This is a genomic window from Streptomyces sp. NBC_01241, assembly GCF_041435435.1.
In the GTDB taxonomy this organism is placed as follows: domain Bacteria; phylum Actinomycetota; class Actinomycetes; order Streptomycetales; family Streptomycetaceae; genus Streptomyces.
The window spans coordinates 803,314-819,752 of record NZ_CP108494.1 but is presented as its reverse complement, the minus strand read 5'-3'; the positions used below and the strand labels follow the sequence as shown (position 1 = coordinate 819,752).

Annotated in this window: 13 protein-coding genes; 6 read left to right on the top strand and 7 right to left on the bottom strand. The window is 70.6% G+C overall.

Annotation, left to right across the window (positions count from 1 at the left end):
• Positions 1 to 48: 48 nt before the first annotated feature.
• From OG306_RS03110 to OG306_RS03100, 3 genes are read left to right on the top strand one after another with little or no spacing between them, the layout of a single operon-like run.
• On the top strand, positions 49 to 1,314 hold the full coding sequence (locus OG306_RS03110; RefSeq protein WP_266744511.1) for a glycosyltransferase: 1,266 nt from the start codon (positions 49 to 51) through the stop codon (positions 1,312 to 1,314).
• Positions 1,311 to 2,996 (top strand): lipopolysaccharide biosynthesis protein, encoded by a 1,686-nt coding sequence (locus OG306_RS03105; RefSeq protein ID WP_266744510.1) that lies wholly within the window; start codon positions 1,311 to 1,313, stop codon positions 2,994 to 2,996. The genes OG306_RS03110 and OG306_RS03105 overlap by 4 nt, the downstream gene beginning before the upstream one ends.
• A complete protein-coding gene (locus OG306_RS03100; protein WP_266744509.1) occupies positions 2,993 to 4,237 on the top strand; it encodes a hypothetical protein in 1,245 nt (414 codons plus the stop codon). Before OG306_RS03105 ends, OG306_RS03100 begins: the two co-directional genes overlap by 4 nt.
• Here the strand turns inward: OG306_RS03100 and OG306_RS03095 are convergent.
• Positions 4,206 to 5,720, bottom strand: coding sequence for a hypothetical protein (locus OG306_RS03095; protein ID WP_266744508.1), 1,515 nt, complete (start codon positions 5,718 to 5,720; stop codon positions 4,206 to 4,208). The genes OG306_RS03100 and OG306_RS03095 overlap by 32 nt on opposite strands.
• 106 nt (positions 5,721 to 5,826) lie before the next feature.
• On the opposite strand from OG306_RS03095, the gene OG306_RS03090 reads away from it, so the two are divergent.
• Complete coding sequence (locus OG306_RS03090; protein ID WP_371665099.1) at positions 5,827 to 6,987, top strand: glycosyltransferase; 1,161 nt, start codon at positions 5,827 to 5,829, stop codon at positions 6,985 to 6,987.
• A gap of 1 nt (position 6,988) precedes the next feature.
• On the opposite strand, the gene OG306_RS03085 is transcribed toward OG306_RS03090, so the two are convergent.
• Genes OG306_RS03085 through gmd form a run of 5 tightly spaced genes read right to left on the bottom strand, consistent with a single transcriptional unit; the run spans position 6,989 to position 12,066 of the window.
• Positions 6,989 to 7,816 carry a glycosyltransferase family 2 protein gene (locus OG306_RS03085; RefSeq protein WP_266744506.1) on the bottom strand — a complete coding sequence of 276 codons (828 nt, stop codon included), beginning with the start codon at positions 7,814 to 7,816 and terminating at the stop codon, positions 6,989 to 6,991.
• Positions 7,813 to 8,508 carry a hypothetical protein gene (locus tag OG306_RS03080; protein ID WP_266907428.1) on the bottom strand — a complete coding sequence of 232 codons (696 nt, stop codon included), beginning with the start codon at positions 8,506 to 8,508 and terminating at the stop codon, positions 7,813 to 7,815. Before OG306_RS03080 ends, OG306_RS03085 begins: the two co-directional genes overlap by 4 nt.
• Positions 8,505 to 10,766 (bottom strand): LamG domain-containing protein, encoded by a 2,262-nt coding sequence (locus OG306_RS03075; protein WP_266907430.1) that lies wholly within the window; start codon positions 10,764 to 10,766, stop codon positions 8,505 to 8,507. Before OG306_RS03075 ends, OG306_RS03080 begins: the two co-directional genes overlap by 4 nt.
• Positions 10,763 to 11,056, bottom strand: coding sequence for a hypothetical protein (locus OG306_RS03070; protein WP_266744503.1), 294 nt, complete (start codon positions 11,054 to 11,056; stop codon positions 10,763 to 10,765). The genes OG306_RS03075 and OG306_RS03070 overlap by 4 nt, the downstream gene beginning before the upstream one ends.
• Entirely contained in the window at positions 11,053 to 12,066 is a 1,014-nt protein-coding gene (gene gmd, locus OG306_RS03065) for a GDP-mannose 4,6-dehydratase (protein WP_266744502.1), read from the bottom strand. The genes OG306_RS03070 and gmd overlap by 4 nt, the downstream gene beginning before the upstream one ends.
• Before the next feature lie 130 nt (positions 12,067 to 12,196).
• On the opposite strand from gmd, the gene OG306_RS03060 reads away from it, so the two are divergent.
• The gene (locus OG306_RS03060; protein ID WP_371665098.1) at positions 12,197 to 13,180 is read left to right on the top strand and encodes a GDP-L-fucose synthase family protein; all 984 of its coding nucleotides are present in this window, start codon (positions 12,197 to 12,199) and stop codon (positions 13,178 to 13,180) included.
• Between the two features lie 114 nt (positions 13,181 to 13,294).
• Here OG306_RS03060 and OG306_RS03055 read toward each other — a convergent pair whose 3' ends face one another.
• A complete protein-coding gene (locus OG306_RS03055) occupies positions 13,295 to 14,788 on the bottom strand; it encodes an exopolysaccharide biosynthesis polyprenyl glycosylphosphotransferase (RefSeq protein WP_406735480.1) in 1,494 nt (497 codons plus the stop codon).
• Positions 14,789 to 15,163: 375 nt separating this feature from the next.
• On the opposite strand from OG306_RS03055, the gene OG306_RS03050 reads away from it, so the two are divergent.
• Positions 15,164 to 16,423, top strand: coding sequence for an FAD-binding protein (locus OG306_RS03050; RefSeq protein ID WP_266744499.1), 1,260 nt, complete (start codon positions 15,164 to 15,166; stop codon positions 16,421 to 16,423).
• Positions 16,424 to 16,439 lie beyond the last annotated feature (16 nt).

Below are 16,439 nucleotides of genomic sequence, written 5' to 3'. Positions count from 1 at the left end.
GCTGTTCCTTGGGGGAACACAGATTTTCCGGGGGGAAGGCGAGCGTCCATGTCCGATGCCGACCGTCACACACCGTTCGAGGGCCGTACGCTGCTGCTCGTCTCGACCAACTACGCGCCCGAGCTGACGGGCATCGGACCGTACGCCGCGCAGCTCGCCGAGCACTGGGCCGCGTCCGGGGCCGAGACCCATGTACTGACCGGTATGCCGCACTATCCGTCCTGGCGGACCGAGGCCGGGTACCGGGGCGTGTGGCGGGTCACCGAGAAGCGGGCCGGGGTCACCGTCCACCGGCGAAGACACTATGTGCCGTCCCGGCAGAGCGCCCTGCGCCGAGCCGCGTTCGAGGCGACGGTGCTCGGGCACGGACTGCTGGGGCCGCCCCTTCCGCGCCCGCCGGACGCGGTGATCTCCCAGCTGCCCAGCCTCGCGGGCGGCGTCATCGGGGCCCGGCTGGCCCGCCGCCGGAACGTGCCGTACATACCGGTCGTGCAGGATCTGATGGGCGCCGCCGCCGCGCAGAGCGGAATCCGGGGCGGTGGCCGGGCAGCGGCCGTCGCCTCGGCGGCCGAACGTTACGCGCTGCGCGGCGCCGCCCTCGTCGGCGTCATCCACGAGACCTTCGTCCCGCGCGTCACCGCGTACGGCGTGGACCCCGCACGCATCCGTCTCGTCCCCAACTGGTCGCACGTGCAGGCGCCTTCGGCCGACCGTGCCCGGACGAGGGCGAGACTCGGCTGGAGCGAGGGCGCCCCCGTGGTCCTGCACTCCGGGAACATGGGGCTCAAGCAGGGCCTGGACGTCCTCGTCGACGCGGCCCGGCTGGCACCGGGGATCCGCTTCGTGCTGATGGGGGACGGGAACCAGCGCGCGGCGCTGCTGGGGCGCGCGGCGGGCCTGCGCAACCTCGATTTCCTGCCGTCGGCCGCCTCCGAGGAGTTCACCGACATTCTCGCCGCCGCCGATGTACTCGCGGTGACCCAGCGGGCGTCCGTGCTCGACATGAGCGTCCCGTCCAAACTCACCTCGTACTTCGTCTCGGGCCGCCCCGTCGTCGCCTCGGTCGCCGACGGGGGCGGCACCGCCCAGGAGATCCACCGGTCCGGCGCCGGGATCCTCGTCGCGCCGGAGGACCCTGCCGCGCTGCTCTCGGCCGTACGCAAGCTCGCCGAAACACCGGCCGAGGCGGACCGGCTCGGCGCCAACGGGCCGCGGTACGTCGCACGACACCTGAGCCGGGAGGCGGGCCTCGCCCGCTTCGACGCACTGCTCACCGAGGTCCTCGCGGACGCACAAGGGAGACCACGCCGATGACCCAGCCGATCCGCGCCCTGGAGGACCAGGACGAACCCGCGCTGCTGCGGGACCAGTTCCGCCAGCTCCTGCGCTACCGCGCACTGCTCGCCTCCGGAGTGGCCCTCGGACTGCTCGGCGGCGGCTGGCTCGCCCTCAGCGGCGAGGAGAGCTACACGTCGACGGGCGAGGTCGTCGTACGGTCCGCCGCCTCCGACCCCTTCGCCGCGGGCGCCTCCGCCGACAAGGGCATCAACATCGGCTCCGAGCGGCAGACCGCCGTCAGCGACACCGTCGGCACCCTGGCCATCGGGTCCCTGGCCAGGAGCGGCGACCGGGTGGAGGTCGGGACCCTGCTGTCCGGCCTCCAGGTCACCAACCCGCCCAACACCCTCGTGCTCCGCTTCACGTACACCGGCCGCACCCCCGCCCTCGCGAGGGCGCGGGCCCAGGCGCTCGCCGACGCCTACCTGGAGATCCGCCGGCAACGCACCGAGGACAGCATCGCCAACATGGTCGACGGCTACCGCGCCCAGCTGAAGCCGCTCACCGAACAGCGCGACCAACTCGCCGAGCAGTCCGTCGGAAGCAACGACGTGACCAGCGCCCGCGCCAACCTCGTCGTGTCGATCTCCGAACTGAGCCGGAAGATCTCCGAGTTGCGCGCCCTGGACACGACCCCCGGCTACCTCACCAAGAAGCCCGCCGCGCCCACCGCGCCCACCGGCGCGGGACTTCCCCTGCTGCTGGGACTCGGCGGTGTCGTCGGTCTCGCGCTCGGACTGCTGCTGTCCTGGGTACGGCTCGTCTTCGACCCGGCCGTGCGTTCCACCCGGGAGCTGGTCCGCTCGCTCGGCGCCCCGCTGCTCGGCACCCTGCCCAGGGAGCGGGCAGCGGCGGGCGGGCTGCTCGCCATCGGGCGGAGCGGGAGCCGGCTCGCCGAGGAGTACCGGGCGGTCGCCTTCCGGCTCGCCTACGATCCGTCGTTCGCCCAGCGCCGCAGGCTCCTGGTCACGTCCCCGCGCGGGGACGGCGACGCGCCGGCCGCCGCCGCCGTCAACCTGGCCGCGGCCTTCGCCGAGATGGGACGGGACGTACTCCTGATGGAGGCGGATCTGCGTACCCCGTCCCTGGCCAGGGCCCTCGGCCCGGCCGTGCAGGGCGCCCGGCCGCGCTGGGCGGCGGAGGGCGAACGGCCCTGGCCGTCGGGGAGCCGAATGAACGTGGACGTCCCCGGATCGGGCGCCTTCACCCTGATAGCGGGCCGGCGCACGGACAACGTGCCGCGGGCCCTGACCTCCGCGCCCGTCGGACGGATCGTCTCCGAGGGCGACCGGCCGGGCGTCGTCGTCATCGTGCTGGCTCCGCCCGTGCTGTCGTACGCCGACGCCGTCGCGCTGATCGACCGGGTGGAGGGTGTCATGGTGGTCTGCGACCCCCGCGAGGTGCACCGCAGCGACCTGGAACGGATCGGCGAGATCATCGGAGCGGCCGGCGGCACCGTGCTCGGCGCCCTGCTGCACCCCGGCCAAGGCCGCCACGAGCGCCTGGCCCGCAAGAAGGCCCGCAAGAAGGCCGGCAAGCGCCGCGCGGGCGGGGACCGGCCCGGCCGGGCCGAGGACGGCCACGGCCCCGAGCGCGCCGGTGACCCCGCCGAGACCCTCGGCCTGCGCACCTTCGACTCCACCGCGGAACACAGATGAGGGCACGGACCGCGATCCTCTGCTCGGTCGCGGACCAGGGCGTCGCGGCGCTCACCAACATCCTGGTGCTGGTGGCCGCCGCCCGGCTCTCCACCGTGGCCGACTTCGCCCGCTTCTCGGCGGTCTATCTGGTCTTCACCGTCCTGCTGGGCGTCTTCGGTGCCTACACCGGGCAGCCGCTCGTCCTGCGGCGCGGCGAGAGCGACGAAGTGGGCGGCGCGTGCCGGTCCGCGGTCACCTTCACCCTGCTCGCCGCGGCCGGGCTCGGCGCCCTGCTCGCCGCCGTCTGCCTGCCGCTGCCGGGCGCCACCGCCCGTGCCCTGATGATGCTGGGACTGGTTCTGCCGGTGGTGCTGGGGCAGGACACCATGCGGTACGCCTTCTCCACCCTGCACCTGCCGCAGCTGGCACTGGCGGGTGACGTGCTCAGACTGGCCTGTGTGCTGGGCGCGCTGGCCACGCAGCCCCACGGCGCCCCGGCCGCCCGGCTCGTCACCGTCTGGGGACTGTCCGCGCTGCCGGCCCTGCTGCTGTCGGCCGCCCTGCTGCACCGCAGAGTGGCCGGAACACCGCTGCGGCTCACGGCCCTGCTGCGGCGAGGACATCTGGGGTGGCGCTTCGTGGTGGAGTTCGGCGTGGGAAACGCCACCAGTCAGCTCTCCGTACTCGCGCTCGGCACGGTCGGCAACCCGCTGGTGGTCGGCGCCCTGCGCGGCGCGACCACTCTCTTCGGACCGCTGAACGTGCTGTTCACCTCGGCCACCGGCTTCGGCCCGCCGCTGCTCGGACGGCTCTCCTCCGAACGGCGCAGGGTACGCGCCACGGCGACCCTCGCCGCCGTCCTGGCCGTCACGGCTGCCGCCTGGGCCACCGCGCTCGCCCTGCTGCCCGACGGGATCGGCCGCCATCTGCTCGGCGACACCTGGCCCACGGCGGCCGCCCTGCTCCCCGCGACCGGCAGTCAGTACGCGGCGATGGCCGTCGGCACCTGCGGACTGCTGGCCCTGCGGATGCTCGACCCCCGTACCACCCTCGCCATCCAGGTGGTCTTCTCACTCGCCGCCGTGGCCTTCCTCACCGGCGGCTATGTGCTCGGCGGGGTGCCGGGCGCGGCCTGGGGTCTGTGCCTGGGATCCGTCTGCAAGGCGGTGGCCACCTGGACCCGGGTGACCCGGCTGAGCCGCCGCACCGCGGGCGACCAGCCGCCCGTCAGCGCGCGCGCCATCCGCTCCGGCTCCTGAAACTGGTGACCAGCAGCAGACACAGGGCCGCGATCGCCAGCTTCCCGACGGACTGCAACAGCGGCCCGCGCAACAGGATGAAGGTGTACCCGGCGATCAGCGGAGCGGCGATCGCCAGAACACTGCCTGGGCCCGGACCGTCCCGGGAGACGGCGCGCGCGTAACGCCGGTCGGTGCGTGCCGCGGCGTACCCGATCAGTGCGAACGCACCGACCATGCCCGGAGCGCCGAAGTCGACCCAGAGCTCGGTCCACAGCGGCGCCGACAGATTGGTCATGTTCATCCCCATCCACTGGCCGACGCGCACCCCGGTGTCATCCGGCTTGCCGCTCCACACCGACCGGGGCACGAAGAACAGTGCGGAGCCCGCCAGTTGACGCCCATAGGTGTGGCCCCGGGTGTCGACCCAGGAGACGGTGTTGGCGAACATCACCGCCTGGTCGTAGTCCTTGGTGGCCAGCGGCTCGAAGACCGACGACGAATCCACCGGCCGGTACCCGGGGCTGTCGTAGCGGAACCGGTCCGCGTACGGGAACAGCACCAACGCCCCGATCACCCCCGTGGCCAGCACCGAGCGGTACATTGCCGCGCTGCTCGGGAACGCGGTGAACAGGAGCGAGACCAGTACGGTCACGAACCAGTAACGAGCATTGGAAATCGGGTTGTTGACGATGGCGTTGAGGACCAGCAACGCACACCAGACAAGCACCGTCGAGGGGGAACGCCGGGCCCGGCGCGAGGTCACCAGCCGACGGGTCCAGAAGAGCAGCCCGAGCAGCGCGGGTACCGTACCGAAGCCCTTGAGGAAGGCCGACCCCACATGGGACTCGTCCGACACCACCCCGCTGGCCGCGACCGAGGCGCTGATCTCCTGGCGACTGGTGAAGAAGATGGCGGGCCCGCCGAGCTTCACGATATAATAGCCGCTCGCCGCGAAGGCCAGCACCACCAACAGCCTGAGCCGGCCCCGGTGCGCCGTAGCCGGACCGCTCCCGGAGCGTGCGGTGGCCCGGCGGCGCAGCGGGCGCCGGGACGCCAGCAGCGCCCCGAGGTCGAACGCCGCACACCCCACCAGGACCAGTGCGATGGCCGTCACCAGATCCGACCGCGGCCCGACCATCGGGGTGGGGGTCTGCCCGATGACCACCTGCGCGAACGGCGCCACCCCCATCGCGATGTACACGAACATCCAGAAGACGCCCTGCAACAGGCGGCGCCGGGTGGACAGGATCATCGTGGCGAGCCGGGCCCCCGCGTAGCAGGTCAGCACGAGCTGCAGCCAGTACGCGCTGTCCCGGACTCCGGTGCCTGGCTGCGCGGCGATCACCGCGGGCAGGAAGCAGACCAGGCCGAGGATGAGCGGCACGGCGAAGGCGCGCGACAGCATGGCCCACGACAGGGGCTTCGCCGACGGCCGGCCCGGGTCCTGCGGGCCGTGCTCCGGTACGGGGGCGGACGGCGCCGCCTCGTGCACAGACGTCATCTGCCCCCCCGTTCAGTGGATCTGTGAACACTCTAACGAATCAACCCACTTGGGGGGTTTGGATGACTAGTCTGTAAAAGACCGGCCGAGACTGAGGGGAACTCTGGTGAAGATTCTGCACGTCGTCACACTGCACACTCCGGACCACGCGTTCGGCGGTCCGACAAGGGTGGCGCTCAATCTGGCGAAGGTCCAGCGGGCCGGCGGCGATGACGCCCGCATCATGGCACTGGGCGACGGCTTCGAGGGGCGGTTGCCGCGGGAGGTCGAGGGAGTCCCGGTCCTTCTCTTCCGCGCCCGTCATCTGCTTCCCGTGTTCGAGGTCAGCGGAATCACCTCCGGTGCTCTCCTGCTCGCCGCCCGGCGCATGATGCGCGGCGCCGATCTCGTCCATGTCCATCTGATGCGCGACCTGGTGACGCTCCCCGTCGCGCTGCTCGCGCTGGCCTCCCGCACGCCCCTGGTCGTCCAGACCCACGGCATGGTGGACCCGACCGAGAAGCGGGTCGCCCAGCTGACCGATCTGCTGGGCGTACGCAAGGTGCTGCGCGAAGCCGACGCCGTGCTGCATCTGACCGAGATGGAACGCCTCGATGTGAACGCCGTTGCCGCGCCGGTGCCGTTGACCCGCACCGTACGGCTGGTCAACGGTGTACGGCCGCAGAAGCCGAAGCCCGCCCGCGCGCCGGGGCGGCCGCCGACGGTCCTCTTCCTGGGCCGGATCCAGGAGCGCAAGCGTCCGCAGGACTTCGTCGCCGCGATTCCGACGGTCCTGGCCGAGCACCCGGACGCCCGGTTCGTGCTCGCCGGACCCGATACCGGAGCGCTGCTGGCGACTCTCGAACTCGCCCGCGAACTGGGGGTGATGGATGCCCTCCACCACAGGGGACCGCTCGGCCACGAAGAGGTTCTGGCCGCGGACCGGCAGGCCGATGTGTACGTACTGCCGTCGATCGAGGAACCCCTCGCCGTCTCCGTCCTCGAAGCGATGTCCGTCGGCACCCCCGTGGTCATCACCCGCACCAGTGGCCTCGCGGACGATGTCGCGCGGGCCGGGGCCGGCCGGGTGATCGACAGCCGGGTCGGCGAGGACGGGAAGAACGCGCTCAAGGTGGCCGGGGCGATTCTGGAACTCCTCGAACCCGCAGCCAACGACCTTGCGGGGAAAGCGGCTTGGGACCTGGTCAACAAGGACTTCACCATCGAGGCCGTGACCCGGACCCTCCGGCGGACCTACGAGGACGTGGTCCGCCGGAAGGCGCGCTGAGTCAAACGGGCTTCCGCTCACGGGACTTGAGCGCGATCTGCCAGCGGTAGAAGCTCATCGCCAGCGCGAAGTCGAAGCCCGCCCGCCCGTCGAGGAATCCCCGCCGGTACACATACATGTACGCGAACGACACCAGGGGCTTGAAGGGCGCCTTGTGGAACAGCTGCCCCTGGCGCGACTTCACCCTCCGCACCTGCTCCTTGACCTCGGGGTGGTGCTCCAGCCACGCCTCCCAGTCCGAGTACCGGTTGTGCCGCTCGAACCAGGCCGTCACCGGGTCGAGATCCTGGTGCTCGATCGGATTGCGGAGCGGGGCCGCCGACTCGGCGACCGGCTGGTAGTGCCCCTCGACCTCGCCGATGCCCGGTGCGTCCAGATCCCCGACCTCCGGGTACCGGCAGCGGGTGCGGTCGGTCAGTGACCGCTTGCGGATGGTGTAGCCGTGCCGGAGCCGCTTCCCGGAGAACCAGTAGCCCAGTGGTATGTCGTACGCGGCAGGTCTTGGCGCGCCGGGATCGGCGAAGATCCGGCGCAGTTCGGCCAGCAGTCCGGGGCTCAGTCGCTCGTCCCCGTCGAGCAGCAGAATCCAGTCCAGATCCGTGCGGACGTGGTCGAGGCACCACTGCTTCTTACGCGGATGACCGCCGTCCCAGGTGTACGCGATCACCTCGGCCCCGCACTCCTCGGCGATCTTCGCCGTGTCGTCCGTACTGTGCGAGTCGACGACGACGACCGCCTCGAAGTGGCCGAGCACCGACTTCACCGCCTCGGCGATGTTGAGCCCCTCGTTCTTCGTGGGGATCGCCACGGCTATCGGCAGCTTGCTCATTTATGCTCTCCTTCGGGCAGCCAGGCGTAGCAGCCTGTGGAGGTGAAGGCGCGGGCCGCGTCGGGGAGGGTGATCACGGCCCGTTTCCCGGCGGCGGAGGAGCCCGACACCAGGTTCTTGCCGTTCGCCCCGGTGATCTGCCAGGTGCAGTTCTCGGTGGGAGTGACGTCGTGGTACTTGCCGGGCCGGATCTGCTCGTCCTTGTAGGTGCCGTCCGCGTACCCCCGCGAGGCCTCCTGCACCAGCTCTGCGTGCTGGGTGCAGAGGTGCTCGACGGCGGGTTTCGCATCGGCGATCTCACCTGTCACGATCGCGCCGACCGCCGTGTCCCGGTCGACCTTCACGAGGTACGTCAGCTTGTCGCAGGTCTCCTGACCGGTCTGGAGCACGGCAGCCGGGTCCATGCCCTTGGGCACACGGCCGACCAGATACTTCTTCTGCTTCTTGTCGAAGGAGCCGGTGGCCGGGGTGAGTTCATCGGTGGGCAGCTTCGGTGGTTCGCTCGTCCGCTGTGCCGGGGCGCCGTTGGACGCGGTGGCGCCGGGACCCGCCGAAGGGGCCGTGACAGGGGCCCGGGTGGCCGATGCCCTTCCATCGCCCGCCGCGTTGTGCCCGTCAAAGGACGAGCCGCAGGCGGCCAGCGCCGCCGTCATTACGACGACGGCGGCGCCGGCCGGGAACGGATACCTCATCCACCCGTCCTCAGCGCGTAATGGGCACTGACCTGCGCGCTGCTCAGCGCGGTCGGGTAGACGGCGGTCTCGTCGATCTGCCCGGCGAAGAAGCTGCTCGTCGGCTGGTTCGGCCAGCTGTTCAGGTTGTCCCCGCCCACCCTCCAGTAGCCGCTGTAGTTCTCGTTGCCGGTGTACAGGGCGTTCGAGGCACGCAGCTGCCCGTCCACGTACAGCGCCATGCCGCCGGTGCCCTGTGTGGCGACGACATGGTGCCAGGTACCGTCGTTGTAGGCAGCGGGCGTGGTGATGGTCCTGGTACCGCCGCTGTAGACCCCGAAGATCAGCCGCCCGTCATTGCTCATGTACACATGCTTGTCGTACTGGTTGCTGTTCTGCATGGTCACGTTGCCGAAGCCGATGATCTTCCCTCCCTTGGTGGTCGTCGTCTTGATCCAGGTCTCCACCGAGAACCTGGTGGGCTGCGCATGACGCCTGTTGCTGTACGCGTACTGGTTCGATCCGTTGAAGCCGATCGCGGTCGAGCCACCCGCCACGGCGGCCGGCGTCTGCCGGTAGGCGGGGGAGTTGCGCAGGAATCCGTTGTCCAGCCCACTGCTGGTGTCTCCGGCGAAGGTCGAGGTGCCCTCGTCGTACCGCCAGTACAGCGAAGCACCGTCCGCCAGCACCTTGGCGGGGTACTTCTCGGCCGTTGATGCCACGGTGGCGGACAGGGCGGGCGACTTGGCACTGGTGTTGGTGCCGTCGCTCGCACTGATCCGGTACGAGTGGGTCTCACCCGCGGACACGTCCGTATCGGTCCACCTCAGCTGTGGCCGGTCCCAGAACAGCGAGTAGCCCGTCGTGGTGTACACCGGGGTGCTCGCACCGTCCTTGTAGATCCGGTAGGTGAGCTCACCGTCGTCGGCGTCGAAGCTCGTCTGCCAGTTGACCTCGACCTCGCCCGCGGCAACGGTGGACAGGCTGACGTTCGGCACCCACGGCGCCCCGGTGTCCGGGCCGTCGGCGAACCGGGTGAGGCCCTGCTGTGCGGAGCCGTTGACGGTGGTGAACTCGCCGCCCACCCACAGATAGTGATGACCGCCCTTGTCGGTCTGCGTCATCACCCGCGGTCCGACCGGCTCCCCGATGCCGTCGTTGGTGTCCGGGAACCAGGGGAGCAGCTTCGGATCGTCGACGGACTGGGCCAGCAGATGCTTGCGCGGCTGGTCGGGGAACTCACCCATGCTGGCGCAGTCGTGCGCGTGACTGCCGCTGTACAGAACGCCGTTGTGTACGAGGACGGCCTGGGTGGCGCCCAGGCAGGTGTCCCGCCAGCGCTGCTCGAAATCGCTGAGGTTCAGCGCGATGCGGCCGTCGAAGACACCGCCTCCGGTGCCCTCGTTGGCGGTGTAGAAGCCGGTGGCATCGGTGGTGATGTCCTGCACCGTGGACGTGTTCGGGATGAATCCCGCCGGATAGCTCTTGGCCACGGCCCCGGTCGTGGCGTCCACCACGGCCAGCGCGTGCGAGGTGGTGCCGTTGACGGTGAAGAAGTTTCCGCCGAGCAGCACGTTCTTGCCGTCGGGCGTCAGCTCGACGGCCCGGCCGATCTCGTCCGCGTTGGCCGTCCACGGCTTCAGCGCGCCGGCGGTGGTGACCGCGGCGAACTTGTTCCGGGTCTGTCCCGCCACGGTGTTGAAGTCACCGCCCAGGTAGACGGTGTCGGCGGTGACGGCCAGGGCCCGTACGGTCGCGGAGACGGAGAACTTGAAGTCCTGGCGCGGGGTGCAGGTCGCGGTGTCGATCGCGGCGATATTGCTCACCCCGACCCCGCTCACCGCCCCGAACTGCCCACCGACGTACAGGGTCTTCTGGTCGGGCGAGAGCGCCAGGGTCCGTACCGTCGCCGTACCCGAGGAGAGCGTGAACGACAGCGTGCACCCCGTCGGCGCACCCGTCGCCGCGTCGAACGCGGCGAAGTTCACCGCGGGCTGTTCGGAGGTGCCGGCGGGCGCGCCCGGTGGCCGGACGGTGGAGAAGGTGCCGCCGGTGTAGACGACACCGGCGTCCGAGGCAGCCATCGACCAGACGATGCCGTTGGTCTGCCAGGTGGTGAGATTGTCCGCGGTCAGCGAGACCGGCGGGGTGAGGGCCGCGGCGGGGGAGCCCCCGGACGCGGCGGCGGTCAGGGTTCCGGCGAGCAGGCAGAGCGCAGCGGCCGTAGCCCGTGCCCTTCTGCGTCCGGCGGGTCTGCGCCCCGTACTTCCGTTCATCATTCAGCTCCGAAGGTGAGAACGAGCTGCGGCCCTGGGACCGCGGTTTCTGCCTCGTCCGGCCGGCGGCGGGGACGGTCCGGTCCGCTGCCGGCCGGGACGAGTGGGCGGACCGGGCCGGGGGCCCGGACCAGTGCGGACGTGCTCGCCTCCACCGGGCAGCCGGTGGAGGCGGGGATCGCGCCCGGGTCGCTCCCCGGCGGGGCCACCGGAAGCGGCTGCCGGGTGTTGTGGGTGTCCGCAGGACCGGCCGGTGTGCCGGTCCGGCCGTCGGACAGGTACGGATGTCTCATCGGTCCACCCGCACGGCTGTTCCGGCGAGTTGGTCGGAGAGCTGGCGGATGTCCGCCTCGACCATGATCCTGGCGAGCTCCTGCGACTTCACCGCCGGCTTCCAGCCGAGCAGTTCCTCGGCCTTGGCGGCGTCACCGATCAGCGCGTCGACCTCGCTGGGACGCTCGTACTTGGCGTCGTAGCGGACGTGCTCCCGCCAGTCCAGCCCCGCGTGGGCGAAGGCGTACTCCAGGAACTGCCGGACGCTGACGCCCTCGCCGGTGGCCACCACGTAGTCGTCCGGGCTGTCGCGCTGCAGCATCCGCCACATCGCGTCGACGTACTCGGGGGCGTACCCCCAGTCGCGCACGGCGTCGAGATTGCCCAGATGGAGATGGGTCTGCAGACCCGCCTTGATCCTGGCCACCCCACGGGTGATCTTCCGGGTCACGAAGGTCTCGCCGCGGCGCGGGGACTCGTGGTTGAAGAGAATCCCGTTCACCGCGAACATCCCGTACGCCTCACGGTAGTTGACGGTCGCCCAGTACGAATACACCTTGGCGACGCTGTACGGGCTCCGCGGGTGGAACGGCGTCTTCTCGTTCTGCGGCGGCGGTGTCGCGCCGAACATCTCCGACGACGACGCCTGATAGATCCGGGTGTCGATACCGCTCGCGCGGACGGCCTCCAGCAGCCGGATGGTTCCGAGACCGGTGATGTCACCGGTGTACAGCGGGGCGTCGAACGACACGCGGACATGCGACTGCGCACCCAGGTTGTAGACCTCGTCCGGCCGGATGTCGCGCAGCAGATTCACCAGAGCGACCCCGTCGGCGAGGTCGGCGTGGTGCAGGACGAAAGAACGGTCGTCCTCCTCCGGTCCCTGGTAGATGTGGTCGATCCGCTCGGTGTTGAAGCTCGACGAGCGGCGTATCAGTCCATGGACCGTGTACCCCTTGTCGAGCAGCAGCTCGGACAGGTACGAACCGTCCTGTCCGGTCACGCCGGTGATGAGCGCGGTCTTCGCCACGACTACCCCCTCTGTGTTCGCCTGAAAGGCTGTTGGTTCACACCGAAATTGCTTCGCACCGAAATTTCGCAATTGAGCGATCTACGGCAAAACGTCACCCTGGTCCGTCGCTGCTGGCACAATCCGAGCCATGACGACTGATCTCCCCGGCCCTCCCCAGGAATCCGTCCGCCCCCTCCTACGGCCCGGTGCCCGCATATTCGTCGCGGGCCACCGCGGCCTGGTCGGCTCGGCGGTGGTACGCCGCCTCACCGCTGCCGGACACGAGGTGATCACCCGCGATCGCGACCACCTCGATCTGCGCGACGCCGCGCGGACCGAGACATTCCTCCGCGAGACCCGTCCGGACGCCGTGGTGCTGGCCGCCGCCAAGGTCGGCGGGATCATGGCCAACAGCACGTATCCGGTGCAGTTCCTGGAGGACAATCTGCGCATCCAGCTGAGCGTCGTCGCCGGAGCGCACTGCGCCGGGGTCGAGCGGCTGCTCTTTCTCGGCTCGTCCTGCATCTACCCCCGGAACGCCCCGCAGCCGATCCCGGAAAGTGCCCTGCTCACCGGCCCGTTGGAGCCGACCAACGAGGCGTACGCACTGGCCAAGATCGCCGGAATCGTGCAGGTCCGGTCCTACCGCCGGCAGTTCGGCGCCGCGTACATCAGCGCCATGCCCACCAACCTCTACGGTCCGGGCGACAACTTCGACCTGGAGACCTCGCACGTACTGCCCGCGCTGATCCGTCGCTTCCACGAGGCGTGGCGGGACGGCTCGCCCACGGTCACGCTGTGGGGCTCCGGCAGCCCGCGCCGCGAATTCCTGCACGTCGACGATCTGGCCGACGCGTGCCTCCTGCTGCTGGAGCGCTACGACGGCGACGAACCCGTCAACATCGGCTGCGGCCAGGACCTGACGATCCGCGAACTCGCCGAAACCGTAAAGAATGTGACGTGCTATCAGGGTTCCATCGCGTGGGACACGTCGAAGCCCGACGGCACCCCGCGCAAGCTGCTCGACATCTCCCGGCTCACGGCCCTCGGCTTCGCACCGCGCATCCCGCTGCGCGACGGGATCGCCCGCACGTATGCGTGGTGGCTGGAGCGGCGGACCGCACAGGTCTGAGCGGAGCCGACCGGTCCACCGGCACGGGCCGGCCGCCGCAATGCGACGGCCGCCCGTCCCACCGGCCCCGAACGGCCGGTTGTCCCGCACTCCTCGCATCGACGGCCGCCGCTCTCAGTACGCCCCGCGGCCGTCGGTGACGGCGCGCAGCGTACGGGCCATGAGTCCCATGTCCGTGGCCACCGACCAGTTGTCGACGTACCACAGGTCGAGCGAGACGGTCTCCTGCCAGGACAGGTCCGAACGTCCGCTGACCTGCCACAGGCCGGTCAGCCCGGGTTTGACGGCGAGCCTCCTCAGCTCCCGTTCGTCGTAGCGGGACACCTCCTCCGGCAGGGGAGGCCGTGGACCGACCAGTGACATGTCGCCCCGGAGCACATTGAGCAGTTGCGGCAGCTCGTCCAGAGACGTCCGGCGCAGCAGACGGCCGATTCCGGTCACCCGGGGGTCGCGGCGCATCTTGAACATCGGGCCGTCTTTCTCGTTCGCCGTGATGAGCTGCTGCTTGTGCCTCTCGGCATCGACCACCATCGTCCGGAACTTCCACATCGTGAACGGCCGGCTGTGCTGCCCGTGGCGGATCTGACGGTGGAGCGCCGGCCCGTCGGAGCCGAGCCGCACCGCCGCCCCGATCAGGAGCAGCAGAGGCGCCAGGACCAGCAGGCCGAGCGCGGCGCCGATGCGGTCCACCATGGCCTTCAGGATCATCTGCGGTCCCCGGCGCACCGGCGGTGCGACGTGCAGCAGGGTCAGCCCGGCGGCGGCGGCCGGCCGTATCCGGCCGGCCGCTATGCCCGAGAGCTCCGACAGCACGGAGAGCGGAAGCCCGCCGTCGTGCAGTCCCCAGGAGAGCCGGCGAAGCCGCTCCTCGGAGAGCTGCGGCCCGGGCACCACCAGAGCCAGGTCGGCATCATGGGCGAAGGCGCCGCCCAGCACCGTCGACGCGTCGTCGTCGGCCGGTGCCGGTGCGAGCCGGCCCGGCACCTGGACCTCGCACTCCAGCGGCGCGGTCCCCACCGGTACGGCGGCCACGACCCGGTACGGATGATCCGCGCGGGAACCCAGCAGCCGCACCGCTCGTTCCACCCTCGAAGCCTCACCGACCACCAGTACCCGCCGCACCGTCCGATGCCGCCGCAACCGCCGTACCCCCCAAGCAGCCAGGCCCGCCGGCAGACCGGGCAGCAGTGCCACGACCGCCGTCACGGGATCGACCGCGTCACCGGTCATGGTCCGCAGCACGGCGAGCACGCCGATGAGGAGCAGCCAGTCGCCGGCCGTGGTCAGCACCCCCGGCGGATCGCCCGGAGACCGGCCCGTGTACCGGCCGCGCACGGCCCGTACACCCGACCACGCCAGCGCGGCCACCGCCGCGGCGACCCCGGGCCGCGGCTGGCCGCCCGCCCACAGGACGAGCCATGCCGGAATCCCCAGGCCGAGCAGTTCGACGCCGATGACGACCTGCAGGCGCCGGCCCGACCGTCTTCTGGCCGCAGCCGGCCCCGAACGTTCGCGTTGTCCTGCAGGCGCCCTCCATGCATCGTCAAGTTCTTTGCCGCGAGGCCGATTTGAAGCAGTCCGTGGACGCGGCGCCCCCGCCAGTCCCACGGGTCCTGATCTGTCCGAATCGGGTAGCTCGACATGCCCCATGAACCCCCCAGTCACAGTTGCATCGCCACAAACAGGACGCATCCGCCGATCCCATGGACTGACGGATGCGCCCGCGCTCGGTGCACGATATCCACACACGTGCCATTTCGCTGGAGTTCCAGTGAAGTTCAGACATGCGCACTGACTCTGAACTCATCCCGTTCCGCGCCGGATCGCTGGGTCTGTGGGTGACTGTTCGCATTTGGAGGGTGCTGGAATCGGACGGTGTGCGGACATGTAGGTCCAGTCGCATGGTTGCAGCAACAGGCTCGTCTGGGAGGATGCACCGTCGGGATCAGGTCACCCGGCCAGGAACGAGAGTGGGGACGTGCGGTGACTCCCGTGGAGAAGAACTGGGCCGGAAACATCACCTTCGGAGCACGGCGGCTGAGCACCCCCCGCTCCGAGGCCGAGCTGCGGGAAACGGTGTCCGCCGCGACCGCGGTGCACGCGCTCGGGACCCGGCATTCCTTCAACACCGTCGCCGATACCCGGGGTGAGCTGGTGTCCCTGGCGGGGCTGCCCCGCAGGATCGAGATCGACCCGAAGGCCGGAGCGGTCACCGTCGCCGCGGGGCTGCGCTTCGGGGAGTTCGCCGGCGTACTGCACGAGAACGGGTACGCCCTGCACAACCTGGGTTCGCTGCCGCACATTTCGGTCGCCGGGGCCTGCGCCACCGGAACGCACGGCTCGGGGCTCGGTAACAGTTCCATAGCGGGCGCCGTCCGGGCGCTGGAGATGGTCACGGCCGACGGCCGGACCGTGTCACTGGGGCGCGGTGACGCGGACTTTCCCGGAGCGGTGGTCGCGCTGGGCGCGCTGGGCGTGGTGACCGCGCTGACGCTGGACCTGGTGCCCGCCTTCGACGTACAGCAGTGGGTCTACGAGGAGCTGCCGGAGTCCCGGTTCACCGACGGGTTCGACGAGGTGATGGCGGCCGCGTACAGCGTGAGTGTCTTCACCGACTGGCGTGCGGGGCCGCTCAACCAGGTGTGGCTCAAGCAACGGGTGGGCCCCGAGGGGCCACGGAGGGCGCCCGGGGAGTGGCTCGGCGCGCGGCTCGCGGACGGCCCCCGCCATCCGATCGCCGGTATGCCGGCCGAGAACTGCACCCGTCAGCAGGGCGTCGCCGGACCGTGGCACCGCCGGCTTCCGCACTTCCGCCCGGAGTTCACCCCGAGCAGCGGGGACGAGCTGCAGTCGGAGTACTTCGTGGCACGGCGGGACGCGGCCGCGGCGTACGAGGCACTGGCCCGGCTCCGGGACCGGATCGCGCCGCTGCTGCAGATCTCCGAGATCCGTACCGTCGCCCGCGACGAGCTGTGGCTGAGCCCGGCGTCCGGCCGGGACTCGGTGGCCTTCCACTTCACCTGGGCACCGGACACCGCCGCCGTCACCCCCGTGCTCGGGGCGATCGAGGAGGCCCTGGCACCGTTCGGCGCGCGACCGCACTGGGGCAAGGTGTTCACGACCGCCCCCGAGAGCCTGCGCGCGCTGTACGGGAAGTACGCCGATTTTGAGCGGCTGACGGCCCGGTTCGACCCGGAGGGCATGTTCCGCAACGACTTCCTGGCACGCCACTTCCGGCGGTGAACCGCCCCGCCTCCCG